This is a genomic window from Anabaenopsis elenkinii CCIBt3563 (assembly GCF_015245355.1).
Classification (GTDB): Bacteria; Cyanobacteriota; Cyanobacteriia; order Cyanobacteriales; family Nostocaceae; genus Anabaenopsis; species Anabaenopsis elenkinii.
In genome coordinates this window covers 3,495,560-3,509,353 of the sequence record NZ_CP063311.1, presented here as the reverse complement: position 1 = coordinate 3,509,353, position 13,794 = coordinate 3,495,560, and the positions used below count along the sequence as shown (strand labels likewise).

Genomic DNA, 13,794 nt, shown 5'->3' with positions numbered 1-13,794 from the left:
TGCTGATGTATTAATGTTACATTTATCCTTTATTACTCATAGCTTCACCTAGCCGCATTAGTCCATCAGAACAATCAAACCTATCCAGGTGAATTTCAATCAAAGAAACACATTCAGTATTCACCTTGGCTTGAGCTAAAGCTGTTTCTAATTCCCCTTCTGTAGACACTTCACAACTCCAACTTTCGCCAAAGATTTGGGGTATTTCATGATATTTCCAGGGTTGGATATCATTATAAGGGCCATCTTTAATTACCCGCTCAATGGTATAACCATCATTATTAATGAGGAAAATAATCGGGTTTAGCTGATGGCGGATAATGGTGGATAGTTCTTGAGCAGTCATTTGAAAAGCTCCATCCCCCACAAAAACTATGGGGCGGCGATCGCCATCAGCCATAGCAGCACCCAAACAAGCAGGGATAGAATAACCAATGGATAAATAAAAGGCTTGGCCAATAAAATCTGTTTCTTCAGGCATTAATAAATCCATTGTGGAGATAATCGCATCTCCAGTGTCAGAAATGACAATACAACCATCTTCTAGAAAATGGTTCATGCGTTCATAAAACCGCCCATTGGTCAGTTTATTTTCAGGTTGGGGTGTAAAACTGGTGGCGATGACATCCGCAGCAGGGGTAAATTCTAAAGTTTGAGGGTCTTTTTTCTGTAGCTTGTTAATTAAACCATCAATGAAATCTCCCAGATAAACAGGTTGGTAAAAATGATGCTTAATCTTGACTTTCTCTGAGTTAGCATTAATTAACTTGTACTCATTCAGGTGAGCTGTATATATGCCCAAATTCATATCAGACATAATCGCACCTAGACACAATACACAGTCAGCGGTTTCGATGCGTTGACGCACATTCTCTCGACTCAAAGCACCTACATAATTGCCAATAAATTGGGGGTGCATCTCAGAAATACAAGATTTACCCAGCATGGTTGTAGCTACCGGGTAACCAGTAGTTGCTAAAAGTTGCAACAGTTGCTTTTCTAGATTAAATCTATGAAACTCCACACCCGCCAAAATTATGGGTTGCTGTGCTTTGTTTAATAATTCTACAGCTTCTTCTACGGCTTCTTCTAAGGCTTCTGGTAATGTTTCTGGAGTTGTTAACTTCAATGAGGAACAGAGTTGATTTTTGGGAACATTGCAAGGTTGATGTACTAAATCCTGGGGAATTTCAATATAAACAGGTCGTTTGTAGTGAAGACAAGCCGCCAGGGCTTGGTCAATTTGATTTGCGGCTTGACTGGCTATAGTCAGGCTAACAGCAGCAACTGTAATTTTTTCCATAATAGCCAGTTGGAGATTATAGTCTCCCGTGGTGTGGTGTAGAAGCAAGTTAGTTTTCTTCACCGAACTGTTAGGCGCACCACTAATTACTACCAGAGGAACCCTTTCGGCATAAGCGCCAACTACAGCATTAACTAAGCTAAAGCCACCAACACCGTAGGTAATACAAACAGCACCTAAACCTTTAACCCGTGCATAGGCATCTGCTGCATAACCGGCATTGAGTTCATTACAGTTACAAATTAAATTTATAGGAGTTTGGGTTAAAACATCCATTAAATCTAAAACATAATCTCCTGGAACGCCAAATATATGTTGAACACCGAGGCTGTGTAATCGATGAAATAAATATTCGCTAATTGTGGTCATGATAGCAGGAAATTAGTTATTAATTAATTTAATAATTAATTATATTTATAGTCCAGACTTTTTGGTTGGATATTTCAGTCCAGAAAGGAGCCAGAGGTTAAAACTCCTATCTAATAGCGCTAGGGTTTTACACAGATGACTTGAGAATAGCCTGGAAATCAAAATATTGCCCCTCACCCCTGTTTACCTGTGATTTCTGGGGGTGAGGTTGTGTATTTTATGCAGCATTCCTAAGCGGCTTCAATTAAGGCGCTCCAGTCAGCAGGTAGGCGGGATGTTAATTCCTGGATTTTGTCTTTGACAGCTTCTTTAGTGACTCGCAGAGTTTCCTGAATTAGCTCACTAGCTTGAATATCATCTAATTTGAATTGTTCGCAAATCACAGCAATGTACTCATCAGCAGAAATAGGCAGTTTTCTAGCTTGGTGGGAGTGCAGTCTTTGATAGTTAAGAGGCTCAGGAAGGTTGTCGGTGAGTTGATGTGCTTGTTCTTCGTCTAGTTTGCTGGCTAAAATTCCCAGAACTGCTTTGACGGCTGCATCAGCTGTTTCTCTATCTGGGATGAAAGGGAGCTGACTTGCAGCATCGAGAAATTGTTCATATTCCATTGTGTCCCTCGTTGAATTTGTATAATTCTTCGGTATTTGGTCAATAAATTAAACTCGGACTTCTTCAGGCCAGAGTTCTCGTAAAGCTGGTGGCATCATATTGATGACATCATCAATTTCGCCTCTGGTGATACGTTCAGCTAGTAGCTGGAATACGGCACGGACTACAGTTTCGGCATCGATGTCTGGCTCGGTTCTGCGGAAGTCATCACGGATATGCTGTAAAAATGCTTCTTTATTCCTTTCTTTGGTGGGGGTGGCTCCGGGTCGCCAGTTTTCGTAATAAAACCCCCCTAGGAGGATGGGTAACTGCGCTCCTAAATGTGCTGCTTCTGGTACAGTTAGGCGATCGCGCAGGGCGTGCAATGTGGAACGCAAGGCTTGAAAGACTTGGTGTTTACTTTCCCAACCCAGTTTATTACACAGGTCATTGACCCAAGGGATTGTCGTTTGAACTGTCGTATCAAAGATATCCAGTCCTGTCATTGTCATATTGATCGCTCCTGTCAAGTGCCTTGATTTGGCAAGGGTGGAGAATGTGGCCACAAGTCCCGACTCAACCCAACTCAATTAGATTTCAAGGCTGTTTATGTCCTCCAGTCCATCCTAATTAGTCAGTATTTCTTTCTCCTCTGACTAATGGGGTGTCATTGGTGATTTACTGCTCTATCTCAGGGATTTTTTCCCTGTTAAAACATACTGTGATATTAATTACACCAAAATACCCGACAAAAAAAGTCGGGTATGTTTGACGGGTATTTTGAGTCGTGTTAGCATCAAGCGACAGTTGACTGACAAAACAGGGAAGGCTTCATTTATGACTCAGGCAATCACCAAAGATACCCAATCAACAACCTCGACTTTAAAAGCTTTAAAGTGTAAAGAATGTGGTGCGGAATACGAACTTAAAGCCAGTCATGTTTGTGAGTTATGCTTTGGTCCACTGGAAGTTAAGTATGACTACAGTGAGTTACGCCTGAGTGTGACTCGTGAAAAAATCGCCGCTGGGCCCAACTCTATTTGGCGCTACCGTCCCTTTTTGCCCGTCGCAACTGACAATGTGATAGATGTGGGAACAGGTATGACTCCCCTGGTACGTTCCCACAGGTTGGCTCGTCGCCTGGGTCTCAATAAGCTTTATATTAAAAATGATGCTGTGAATATGCCCACCCTGAGCTTTAAGGATCGGGTGGTGTCAGTGGCTCTGAGTCGGGCGCGGGAATTGGGTTTTAGTACCGTGTCCTGTGCTAGCACTGGTAACTTGGCAAATTCTACAGCGGCGATCGCCGCCCATGCTGGTTTAGATTGTTGTGTATTCATCCCCGCAGATTTAGAAGCTGGTAAAATTCTAGGCAGCTTAATCTACAGTCCCACACTGATGGCAGTTAAGGGTAACTACGATCAGGTAAATCGTCTCTGCTCGGAAGTTGCTAATACACACGGTTGGGGTTTTGTCAATATCAATCTCCGTCCATATTATTCTGAAGGTTCCAAGACCCTCGGCTTTGAAGTAGCAGAACAATTAGGCTGGGAACTACCAGATCACATTGTTGCCCCCCTAGCTTCTGGTTCTTTATTTACAAAAATTTATAAAGGTTTCCAAGAATTTGTAGAAGTCGGTTTAGTAGAAGGTAAGAATGTCCGCTTTAGTGGCGCTCAAGCGGAAGGTTGCTCACCCATCGCCGCAGCCTTCAAAGAAGGTCGCGACTTTATTAAACCGGTCAAACCAAATACAATTGCCAAATCCATCGCCATTGGTAACCCAGCCGATGGGATTTATGCGGTAGAAATTGCCCAAAAGACTGGCGGTAATATAGAATCGGTTAATGATGCAGAAATTATTGAAGGCATCAAGCTATTAGCAGAAACTGAAGGTATTTTTACAGAAACAGCAGGGGGGACAACCGTGGCTGTGCTGAAAAAATTAGTCGAAGCTGGTAAGATTGACCCTGATGAAACTACCGTGGTTTACATTACCGGCAATGGTTTGAAAACCCAAGAAGCAGTTCAAGGTTACGTCGGTGAACCTTTGACAATTGATGCTAAACTCGATAGTTTTGAACGTGCTTTAGAGCGCTCTCGCACACTTGACCGCTTGGAATGGCAACAAGTTCTAGTTTAGTTAGAAGTTGTGAGTTAAGGGTTTTTTCTCACTTTCAATTCCTAGCTGCACTCTTAACTCTATTATTCACTCGGAAATTTTTAGTTCTATGGCTGTTACAGTTTTAGTTCCCACCGCCCTACAAAAATTTACTAATAACCAAGCTACCCTGACTTGTACTGGTAGTAATGTGTCAGAGCTGTTCGATTCTCTAGAGGAAAAATGTCCAGGGATAAAATCCCGGTTGTGCGATGAGAAAGGACAGGCGCGACGGTTTCTCAATTTCTATGTGAATAGTGAAGATATCCGGTTTTTAGATGGGATAAATACACCCCTGAAAGATGGGGATGAGGTGAGTATTGTCCCAGCGGTGGCTGGTGGTTGATTAGCTAGTGACTAGTCATTGGGGGTGCATACCAGGTTGAGTTGACAGCGATCGCCTGGCTGTCCTATGTCAAAATGAAGTTAACCGACCACGAAAAACCGAGCGATCGCTCCCAAAGCTAGACAAAGGATTGACCAGAGCAATGGCAGAAGAAAAGAGTCAAAATCAAGGGGGAGAAGTAGCCCCCAAAGCCGAAAAACCCCCAGCGAAAGCAGCGAAAAAGGAAAAACCCCCCGCTGTGGAAGATAAGCCCTTTGTGGAGTTTATGCAGCAGCACTACTTACCAACTTTGCAAAAGGCGATCGCCGAGCAAGGTGTAGAAGACTTACAGCTGTCCTTTGCTAAACAGAAACTTCCCATCGCGGGCTTTCAGTCAGCAGAAGAGTGTTGGCAAGTTATCGGTAGTTGGCAAAATGGCCAGCGTCAGTTTAATGTATACTTCCCAGAGGAAAGCATCACTGGCAAAAAGGGATTTTCCTGTAACGAGGGTAAAAAACCTAGCACCCTGGAGTCATTCCTAATTGATGAGCGCAAAATTACACTAGACCTTTTGGTATTTGGTTTAGTGCAGCGTTTAAACGGTCAAAAGTGGCTAGGTAGAAATTAGTTCAGTTCATCAAAGTGGTAGGTGACAGCCCCAGTAATGGGGTTGTTATCTATTCTGACATAACCTGATTTTAACATTTCCTTAAGTGTAGCTTCTACTTCTGCAAAGCCTGCGCCTGTGGCACTTACACCTTGAGTAACGGTTAAACTACCACCCTTGGCTTCAGCGGCGCGAAGCAATGCAATCATTAATTGCTCACCAGTGGGGTGATGGACTTGCTCGGCGATCGCCTGTTGATTCATAGGTACACCCATGGGAGACAAACCCGCTTTAGCTCTGAGTTTCTGTTCATATTCATCAACCATATTGGGGATGAGTAACAAATCTACAAATTGCCCTATACCAAATACACCCCCGGTAAACAGCCACACAAGACCAGTTCCGATTTTGCCGTTGTATAAACGATGCAATCCTCCTAAGCCAAAAAACAACCCTGCACTGAGGATATAGGAGACAAGAAGACGGTCATTATGCTGATTTTTCTGAGGATTCATCTTATTTTCCAGCCTTCAAATTTGATGTTAATTTACTTCCAGGTGAGCAGGGGTAATTTAAGGGTATGATTCAATCCAATCATTGATATAACGGGGGACAAATTCAGGAATAATACTTAATTATTTGTAGTAGAAGTAACTGTATTTAATTGAATCACAGAGATTTGTCCAATGATCATTATGTGTTTGCTATTCTAACAACACTCTAAGAGGATGTTTGATAAGTTTTCAACAGGTAATTTTTATGTTAGGGAATGGGGAATAGGGAACAGGGAACAGGGAACAGGGAGCAGGGAGCAGGGAGCAGGGAGCAGGGAGCAGGGAGCAGGGAGCAGGGAACAGGGAAGGATTGGTGAACACACAAAAAACAATAAAATCCAGTCCCCTCCCCTTATAAGGGGAGGGTTAGGGTGGGGTCAAGCAATAGTTGATACACTAATCATGACTTGACAAACATCCTCTAACAAACTCATTCACGAAGATAGGGAATATTAATTGGTTTGACTACTATAGCAACCGCCAAGGAGGTTAGGACGCAAAAAGCAAGACATCCTCAATGGCATCTCGTAAAGAATCAAACCGCTCAAGTTTTTTGCGGATTCGACTTTTTAACCAAGACCAACATTTTTCAATCTGATTCAGGTCTGGAGAATAAGGTGGTAGGTACAGCACTTCACACCCTGCGTACTGAATCAGTTGTTGAATGCGCCCACCTTTATGAAATGTGGCATTATCCATCACCACAACCTGTCCTGGTTTGAGTGTGGGAAGCAAACAAGCTTCAAGCCAAGTCTCAAATACTATTCGATTACACGCACCCTCAACAGTGAAAGGAGCTATCAGCTTATGGTTACACAGCGCGGCAATTATGTTCACCCGACCTTCACGACGACCTGATTTAAGTGCATGGAAGCGCTGTCCTTTTGAGTTCCAACCGTAATCATACTGGTCTCGGTTGTCCATTCCTGACTCATCGAGGTATACAATCTTCTCCACAGGTAACTCAGACAACTGCGTTACGAAAGCCTGTCGTTTGACCTCATCGCGCTCACGGTAGCCATAAGTCTTTTTTTTCGCGTAAAACCAATTTTTTTCAAAGCTCTTGAGATTGTGCGATCGCTAATTTCTTCAGGCCAAAGTGAGGCCATCTCTACTTGGGTTTTATCGCCATGTACGGAAGCAAACTCACGAAATTTTTCCCAATCGGTAATTTTGTGACCATTCCCAGGACGCTGATTAGGCAAGGCTTGGAAGTCCCCCGTTTCGGTTTTTCGCTTCAACCATAGGGTGATGGTGTTGCGACTAATATTAAACATTTGACTGGCTTGAGTTTTCTTCAAGCCATCGAGTTCAATCGCTTGGATTACTTTTTGACGAAGGTCGTAACTGTACGGCTTGGGCATATACCTGTAGCAAGCGATCGCTTCACATGAAAAGGGACTACTTATAGTTTATGCTTAAATTACCTTGGCGGTTGCTATAATTGCTGATGATTAGTTCCTCCCAGCAGCAAATATTGTTGCAACTCTTAACTTTTTATATACTAAATTCTGGGCTGCATGTTGGTAGACTGAACTTTATACAAATAAACTATTCTGGTCTCCTGCGCCTTGCGAGAGCATGACCCCCATACCAATTGACTCAGAATGTGTAACAGATATAATCATCTGGACACCCGGATGTATTCTCACATTGACAAAAAAATTGGTATAGGCTTTGTACTCAAGATCCTAAAGACAAAAGAGCAATTAAAACATGGTAGATTCCCTCAAAAAACCAGGCTTTGAAGAAATCCGTCCAGGGGTAAAAGTCCCGGCTAAAGAAACCCTATTAACACCCCGTTTTTACACCACTGATTTTGATGAGATGGCTAAGATGGACATCTCCATCAATGAAGACGAGTTACAAGCCATCCTAGAAGAGTTCCGTGCTGACTACAACCGCCATCACTTCGTTAGAGATGGGGAGTTTGAGCAATCCTGGGAGCATATTGACGGGGAAACTCGCCGATTATTCGTGGAATTCCTAGAACGTTCCTGTACAGCAGAATTTTCGGGATTTTTACTGTACAAAGAACTGGGTCGCCGTTTAAAGGGAAAAAGCCCCGTATTAGCTGAGTGCTTTAACCTCATGTCGCGAGATGAAGCTCGTCATGCAGGGTTTTTGAACAAAGCTATGTCAGACTTCAATCTGTCCCTAGATTTGGGCTTTTTGACTAAGAGCCGCGCTTATACCTTTTTTAAGCCAAAATTCATATTCTACGCTACTTATCTTTCAGAAAAAATTGGTTATTGGCGCTATATCACTATTTATCGTCATTTAGAAGCAAATCCTGAAGATAGAATCTACCCAATTTTCCGGTTCTTTGAAAACTGGTGTCAAGATGAAAACCGTCATGGGGATTTCTTTGACGCTATTATGAGATCGCAGCCGCAAATGTTGAACGATTGGAAAGCCAAGCTGTGGAGCCGCTTTTTCTTGTTGTCAGTGTTTGCTACTATGTATCTCAATGATATTCAGCGTAAAGATTTTTATGCTTCTATTGGTCTGGATGCACGAGAATACGACATCTATGTGATTAAAAAGACCAATGAAAATGCGGGTCGAGTCTTCCCCTTGATGCTGGATGTAGATAATCCTGAGTTTTATCAGCGTTTAGATGTGTGTATCCAGAATAATGAAAAATTAACTGCGATCGCCAACTCCAAAACGCCCAAATTCTTACAATTCTTCCAAAAACTGCCCATTTATATCTCTCATGGGTGGCAGTTTTTGCGTTTGTACTTAATGAAACCCATTGATACTGTTTCTACCCATGGCGCAGTTCGTTAGGTGAGTTAATTAATTTTTGTTTGGGAAATTTTGTGGTTTTGTGGTTTTGTGATCTACAGAACCACTTTTTTTATGAAAGACTGGGAGCAAATTTAGCTGAAAAACGTCATCACGGAGTAATACCAGGGAGGTATACCGTGATTGCTCAAGGTTTTAGTACTAAGCTCCCACTGCTGGTGACATTTTGCTTGTTGACTAGCTTGTTACCTGCCTCTGGCTCAGTTTTATGTCCAGCTATTGCTGTAAAATCCGATCGTGTCAGTAGAGGTTATCCCAGAGATGGGAACAGTGGTATAAATGGCCGACCCGGGCGCAATGGTCGTGACGCTGGGAATCAAACTATTCTTGTCGATAGTTCATCACTCAAGCTTAACCTGTGGGGAGAAAATGGAGAAGATGGGGAAGACGGTGGTGATGGCCATAGACCCTCTTGCGATCGCGACAATAGGAATACCAGGAATACTAGCCGTGATATTCACGCACCAAATGGCGGTAGAGGGGGGAACGGCGGTAGGGGCGGAAATGGCGGGAATGGTGGCTCACTGACTGTTTATTACACAGATATTGCAGATTTGCGGTCAATTTTTGTTAATAGTACCCCTGGAGAAGGTGGAAGAGGTGGCCGGGGTGGTAGGGGTGCATTGGGTTGTAGATGTCATAGACGCAGTTGGGAGATAGAAACCTGTACAGGAACCCGTGGTAAACCAGATTATAAATGCACCAAGAAGCGTTATCAGTGTTATGATGGCGGCACTGGGAGTTATGGTATAAATGGTAGGAATGGAGATAGAGGCCGCCTAGGAACCTTGAGTATTATTAACAGCAAGGAACCCTTAGCAGTGGAGAATTACCAGCTACAACTCCCAATAGAACAGCTGACCACTCAGCAGTATCAACTTACCAAAAATAAGTGGAACCTGCGCCGGGGTGCTGCTTCTCTCCTGGCTCCTGGTTCTGTCATAGCTGATGAATATCGGGAATTTGAACAGCGTCTAGAAGTTGATTTTCAACTGATTTGGCCGGAGAAACAACCCATTTCTGGGTTTGATCGTCAACCTGTCATAGTGAGTTTAACTGATAGCAAACAGGTAAAAATTACCTTCCCTGATGATTTATGGGTTGAAGGTAGCTATAAAACTGACCCTGATCTGACCACATTTACTGTTAACCATGCTATACCCCAAAGGGATGTCACCAGGTTAGCAGTGGCAGAATTTGCTGATGCTGGGGAAAACCTCAAATTAAAAATAGTAGATTTAGCGGCTCAGTCGGAAGTAATTGCCACTGAATTTCAGGTAAAATTCCGGGTAGGAGATAGGTTTGCTGACTTCCCTAATTACACAACTGAATATGAGGGAAAGATTCCCAGTGAATTTGTCACCCGTGACCATAACCGTTTTATCTTAGCTTTGGGTAAGTTAAAGATTCCCAAGGATGTTCTACGCCCAGGAACACAGGTTGATATTGAGGTAGTGGCTACTCGCTCTTTGGGGGAACGTTCCACAAAGCAGACAATTACTTGGCAAGGTTTGATCCGGTAACCCATTTAACTGAAAATTTAAGGGGCTTTTTTCCCGTCTGAAACAATCTGCACCAGGAGACCGCTGGCTAAATCTAACAATTGATCCAGCAAAAAGCCAATAATACCAATGTACAATATTGCGTCAATTATATAATTGGTGTTACCAGCTTTATAAGCACTCCAAGCCAGAAATCCTAGTCCTTTTGGTCCTATGACCATTTCTGTGGCAATAACTGTAAACCAAGCTACCCAAACTCCAACTTTTAAAGCATGAAATATATGAAAGATGGCCACTCGAAAGTTATTACCCTGTTTATGGAAATGTTGCATACCTATGGCGGTATTAATAATCATAGACCAAAGTGTGCTCAGGAAAACTATAACTATGGTTGCTGGTTCGGTATTATTTCCAAATACTATAAGGGCGATCGGTAGTAAGGCTAGAGGAGGGATACTATGTGGTATCTGGAATAACCGCTTACATACTTGATAAATGGGTGTATTTATACTTATCAAATATCCCACTACGCTACCTAAAATAGCGGAGGGAATGTAACCTACAAATAACTTTTGCAGGCTAGCTAAGACATCTAAAAATATGGGGGATTCCATGCCTCAGTGGTGATTTTGAACGTCTGGTAAATACTGTGGCGATAAGAAACAACAGCGCATAGAACAAGGGTAGTTAAGATATTAAACCCCGGTGATAAAGCCTTTTTCAGGCTGATGAAGTACACATCAATTGCCTATTCCCTGTTCCGGTGTTCCCTGTTCCCTGAAACTAAACAACTTTGTACCTCACGAGCATGGGAAATGCTATATTAAGTATATTAGTAATTAAATGATGAGTTAAAAAACTAAATAAAATTTCCATAATTCACATTGGGGATGCCAATAATCCAAAGCTAATAAGAATAATATCAGTGACCTAGTGAATGGTCACTGATCAATAACAGCAAATCATTTGTTTAAATTACGTTTCATTTGTTCTAACTCGTCTTCAGTTTCCCAACGGCGAAATTTTTCTTCTAAATCGTCGAATCCTGTGGTATAATTGCTAGTAGAATTCCACCACCCATCGGTTTTGAAGTGCTGCTGGCTTTGAGCGCGGGCTGTTTGGGCTTCCGTGGCTTTGGCTTGTACCTCCTGACGGCGGGCTTGAATTTTCCGCAGTAGTTCTTGAGATTGGGTGATGCGTTCTTTTAACCCCTGCATTTGTCCCCAGCGCTGGTTACCTTCCCGTAATAGGGCGGCTTCCCTTGCTTGTGCTGCTGCGGCTAAATCCGGTCTACCTGCATTTTGAGCTTTTTGTACCCGGATGTGCCAACGCTGAATTTCTTGGGCGGTGGATAGGATTTGATCTTGCGATCGCTTTTCTTGTAATTTTAAATCTGCAATCAGTTTTAAAGTATCTTCTTCTTGCTGTCGCAACTGTTCTAACAGCGCTTCTAATTCCAGATGGGGATTATTACGCAAGAATTCTTCTAAACGGTCTTCTAGAAACCGACTCAAATCATCAAATAAGCCCACGGGAAAAACTCCAGAAGTTGTGAATGTATTTATTCTATTCTAGATTTGGATGGATGATAAAGCCAGTAATCATACGGACTACATTAGTAAACTCTTGGGGATTACCTTGTAAGTAAGCAGCATAACTTACAGGGTCATGCACTTCCACCATTTTCTTAGGTCTATCCAACTTAATCACCTTTTTTTCTGGGGTGAGTTCACCGACTACAGAGAGTAAGGTTCTAGCCCTTTTCTCATCCGGTCCTTTGAGGACTTGTAGCACTAGTCTACCATCAACAATCTTGCTAGTAGATACGCCCTTGTTTTTGTAGTCCTTGAGGTGTTGACCATCAATACACAAAAAAGTATGCCCTCCAATGGTGACATTATTGTCATGAACAACAAAAGCCCAAGGTTCTGGCTGCTCTAAAGGTGTAAGGTCTGGGTTGATGGTTTCCTGGTCACTCTGACTAGTTGGGGTTGAATTCATATATGTTTTTTATCCTCTTGGCTAGATTATAGTTGCTAATAATATGGACAAATATCCAAATCATTAGTTCGGAAGTTTTACTTTCACTGGACAAACTACAATGCCCTCTATCCCATTTGCAAAAGCATTTGGGACTGCTTTTCTCATGATGTTATAGGATCCATTAACATCAGCGTTAATCATCCTGCCATCAGCAGATTTGTACAAACCTCGAATTATTCTCTTACCACTAAATGTGTGTTTAACACCTTCTTGATAAGTAGGGATATTATCTAAATCTAAAAAGCTAGCTTTAGAGGTGTAGCTTTCTTCTGTGACCAAAACTTTGATTCCTATTAACTCTGCTTTGTACGTCAACTTATTAATAAATAGTGAATGAGGAATTTGTACAAAGTTTTGGTTATTACGGCTACCTATATTGATTTCTTGCTTCCAGGTTTCGTTTTTGCCTATAACCAAAGTACCTACACCGAGCTCTAGGAGTTTATTAATAATAAACCTACTTGCTTTGTGCATGTAATCATCAACTTTGTGGTGGCGCTTAGTACAGAGTTTTTGTATCCGTTTGGTTGTACCAGTACCGATTATTGATTGCCAGTTAGCTTTTTGTTTGTTGAAGAATTGGTTCATAGCTTTTAGTGGACTGCCATTTATCAAGAGCGGGGCTATCCCGGCTTGATTAAAAGTTACAGTAGCTAAGTTACTAAGCCCTAAATCAATTGCTGCAATCTTATTAAGGTCAATTGATGCTGGCTCAACTTCTTTGTTGTAAACCACTTCAATCACGTAATGGTCAAGCTTAGGGACAATCCTCACCTGAGCTATATTTACTGACTTAGTAAGCAACTCGATGTTTGTTTTGCTTGGTTTAATAACCCCTCGTTCTAATGCGGGTTTTGATAAGGCTTGTTTGGTGTAAATAACTATATTTCTCCCATTAGTTTTGTGTTTATATTTAGGTAATTTTGGTTTACCTAAAAATCTAGACGGGTTTTCAAACCAAGATTTCAAAGCTTCTTTAAATGACTTCCAGTTCCTATCTAAGACCATCAAGACCTGTTGACTAACTTTACTTGGTAAAGCTTTGTAATCTACAGATGATTGAAGTTGTTTTTGGATGTCGTAATAACTCAAGCTTTCATTGCTGTTAATAAAAGTTTGTCTAATAAGGTAGTTACCAACGTTGTACAGGTTTTTTGATAAGAAACATAGCTGATCAATCTCTTGATAAAACCTATGTCCTTGTTTAATAACGTGCTTTTCAACTAACTGCATTCATCATTCTCCATGCAGTCTTGTAACTGACGCCTATTGACTTTGCGTATTCCGAAAGCTTCATTAGTTAAATTGTAAAATCGACCTATATCCATTATAGCATACATAAGTCAATAATTGGGCATACTTGACTACAAAATCAGCAAAGTTTTTCAATACCCCACAGATCCCGGACTTCTGGAACTAAATTATCCCAGATTATCTGTGATGATATGAGAAGTCGGGGATCTTACGCTCCCGGTGTGGCGAATATATCTGTTGTTAAACGCAAAGGGGCGCAAAGGTTGGCGCAAAGGTAC

General features: G+C 41.9%; 14 protein-coding genes. 5 read left to right on the top strand and 9 right to left on the bottom strand.

The features are described from left to right. Nucleotides 1–22 precede the first annotated feature (22 nt). The 3 genes from IM676_RS15245 to IM676_RS15235 all read right to left on the bottom strand — a co-directional run bounded on the left by IM676_RS15245 (nt 23) and on the right by IM676_RS15235 (nt 2,772). Nucleotides 23–1,672, bottom strand: a complete 1,650-nt coding sequence (locus tag IM676_RS15245) for an alpha-keto acid decarboxylase family protein (protein ID WP_200987672.1) — start codon at nt 1,670–1,672, stop codon at nt 23–25. A gap of 230 nt (nt 1,673–1,902) precedes the next feature. Then, on the bottom strand, nt 1,903–2,280 hold the full coding sequence (locus tag IM676_RS15240) for a DUF2267 domain-containing protein (RefSeq protein ID WP_200987671.1): 378 nt from the start codon (nt 2,278–2,280) through the stop codon (nt 1,903–1,905). 48 nt (nt 2,281–2,328) lie between these two features. Next, complete coding sequence (locus IM676_RS15235; protein ID WP_200987670.1) at nt 2,329–2,772, bottom strand: DUF2267 domain-containing protein; 444 nt, start codon at nt 2,770–2,772, stop codon at nt 2,329–2,331. 325 nt (nt 2,773–3,097) lie between these two features. On the opposite strand from IM676_RS15235, the gene thrC reads away from it, so the two are divergent. The 3 genes from thrC (at nt 3,098) to IM676_RS15220 (ending at nt 5,373) form a co-directional block, all read left to right on the top strand. Beyond that, nucleotides 3,098–4,402: a threonine synthase gene (gene thrC, locus IM676_RS15230; protein WP_200987669.1), complete on the top strand. Its 1,305-nt coding sequence runs from the start codon at nt 3,098–3,100 to the stop codon at nt 4,400–4,402. Nucleotides 4,403–4,490: 88 nt separating this feature from the next. Next, the gene (locus tag IM676_RS15225) at nt 4,491–4,766 is read left to right on the top strand and encodes a MoaD/ThiS family protein (RefSeq protein WP_200987668.1); all 276 of its coding nucleotides are present in this window, start codon (nt 4,491–4,493) and stop codon (nt 4,764–4,766) included. 55 nt (nt 4,767–4,821) lie between these two features. Continuing rightward, nucleotides 4,822–5,373, top strand: coding sequence for a DUF2996 domain-containing protein (locus tag IM676_RS15220; protein WP_404799847.1), 552 nt, complete (start codon nt 4,822–4,824; stop codon nt 5,371–5,373). On the opposite strand, the gene IM676_RS15215 is transcribed toward IM676_RS15220, so the two are convergent. Both IM676_RS15215 and IM676_RS15210 read right to left on the bottom strand, forming a co-directional pair. Next, nucleotides 5,370–5,867 (bottom strand): TM2 domain-containing protein, encoded by a 498-nt coding sequence (locus IM676_RS15215; RefSeq protein ID WP_200987666.1) that lies wholly within the window; start codon nt 5,865–5,867, stop codon nt 5,370–5,372. The genes IM676_RS15220 and IM676_RS15215 overlap by 4 nt on opposite strands. 528 nt (nt 5,868–6,395) lie before the next feature. Continuing rightward, nucleotides 6,396–7,270, bottom strand: a protein-coding gene (locus tag IM676_RS15210; RefSeq protein ID WP_200986959.1) for an IS630 family transposase whose coding sequence is annotated in 2 segments (ribosomal slippage) — nt 6,396–6,938 and nt 6,941–7,270 — 873 coding nt in all. Because the reading frame shifts where the segments join, the coding sequence is not laid out codon by codon here. A 352-nt stretch (nt 7,271–7,622) separates the two neighbouring features. On the opposite strand from IM676_RS15210, the gene acsF reads away from it, so the two are divergent. Both acsF and IM676_RS15200 read left to right on the top strand, forming a co-directional pair. Continuing rightward, a complete protein-coding gene (gene acsF / locus IM676_RS15205; protein WP_200987665.1) occupies nt 7,623–8,699 on the top strand; it encodes a magnesium-protoporphyrin IX monomethyl ester (oxidative) cyclase in 1,077 nt (358 codons plus the stop codon). 140 nt (nt 8,700–8,839) lie between these two features. After that, nucleotides 8,840–10,240 (top strand): collagen-like protein, encoded by a 1,401-nt coding sequence (locus IM676_RS15200; RefSeq protein WP_200990054.1) that lies wholly within the window; start codon nt 8,840–8,842, stop codon nt 10,238–10,240. A 17-nt stretch (nt 10,241–10,257) separates the two neighbouring features. Here the strand turns inward: IM676_RS15200 and IM676_RS15195 are convergent, their stop codons facing one another. The 4 genes from IM676_RS15195 to IM676_RS15180 all read right to left on the bottom strand — a co-directional run bounded on the left by IM676_RS15195 (nt 10,258) and on the right by IM676_RS15180 (nt 13,495). After that, nucleotides 10,258–10,833 (bottom strand): ABC transporter permease, encoded by a 576-nt coding sequence (locus IM676_RS15195; protein WP_200987664.1) that lies wholly within the window; start codon nt 10,831–10,833, stop codon nt 10,258–10,260. A gap of 348 nt (nt 10,834–11,181) precedes the next feature. Beyond that, nucleotides 11,182–11,751 carry a TIGR04376 family protein gene (locus tag IM676_RS15190; RefSeq protein WP_200987663.1) on the bottom strand — a complete coding sequence of 190 codons (570 nt, stop codon included), beginning with the start codon at nt 11,749–11,751 and terminating at the stop codon, nt 11,182–11,184. 34 nt (nt 11,752–11,785) lie between these two features. Then, nucleotides 11,786–12,220 (bottom strand): hypothetical protein, encoded by a 435-nt coding sequence (locus tag IM676_RS15185; protein ID WP_200987662.1) that lies wholly within the window; start codon nt 12,218–12,220, stop codon nt 11,786–11,788. 63 nt (nt 12,221–12,283) lie between these two features. Further along, nucleotides 12,284–13,495, bottom strand: a complete 1,212-nt coding sequence (locus IM676_RS15180; protein ID WP_200987661.1) for an RNA-guided endonuclease InsQ/TnpB family protein — start codon at nt 13,493–13,495, stop codon at nt 12,284–12,286. Nucleotides 13,496–13,794 lie beyond the last annotated feature (299 nt).

What these genes read in the sequence shown, in the direction of transcription:
- IM676_RS15180 (WP_200987661.1), bottom strand. Translation starts at nt 13,495, where the DNA reads ATGCAGTTAGTTGAAAAGCACGTTATTAAACAAGGACATAGGTTTTAT.
- IM676_RS15225 (WP_200987668.1), top strand. Translation starts at nt 4,491, where the DNA reads ATGGCTGTTACAGTTTTAGTTCCCACCGCCCTACAAAAATTTACTAAT.
- IM676_RS15195 (WP_200987664.1), bottom strand. Translation starts at nt 10,833, where the DNA reads ATGGAATCCCCCATATTTTTAGATGTCTTAGCTAGCCTGCAAAAGTTA.
- IM676_RS15185 (WP_200987662.1), bottom strand. Translation starts at nt 12,220, where the DNA reads ATGAATTCAACCCCAACTAGTCAGAGTGACCAGGAAACCATCAACCCA.
- IM676_RS15245 (WP_200987672.1), bottom strand. Translation starts at nt 1,672, where the DNA reads ATGACCACAATTAGCGAATATTTATTTCATCGATTACACAGCCTCGGT.
- IM676_RS15240 (WP_200987671.1), bottom strand. Translation starts at nt 2,280, where the DNA reads ATGGAATATGAACAATTTCTCGATGCTGCAAGTCAGCTCCCTTTCATC.
- IM676_RS15235 (WP_200987670.1), bottom strand. Translation starts at nt 2,772, where the DNA reads ATGACAATGACAGGACTGGATATCTTTGATACGACAGTTCAAACGACA.
- IM676_RS15215 (WP_200987666.1), bottom strand. Translation starts at nt 5,867, where the DNA reads ATGAATCCTCAGAAAAATCAGCATAATGACCGTCTTCTTGTCTCCTAT.
- acsF (WP_200987665.1), top strand. Translation starts at nt 7,623, where the DNA reads ATGGTAGATTCCCTCAAAAAACCAGGCTTTGAAGAAATCCGTCCAGGG.
- thrC (WP_200987669.1), top strand. Translation starts at nt 3,098, where the DNA reads ATGACTCAGGCAATCACCAAAGATACCCAATCAACAACCTCGACTTTA.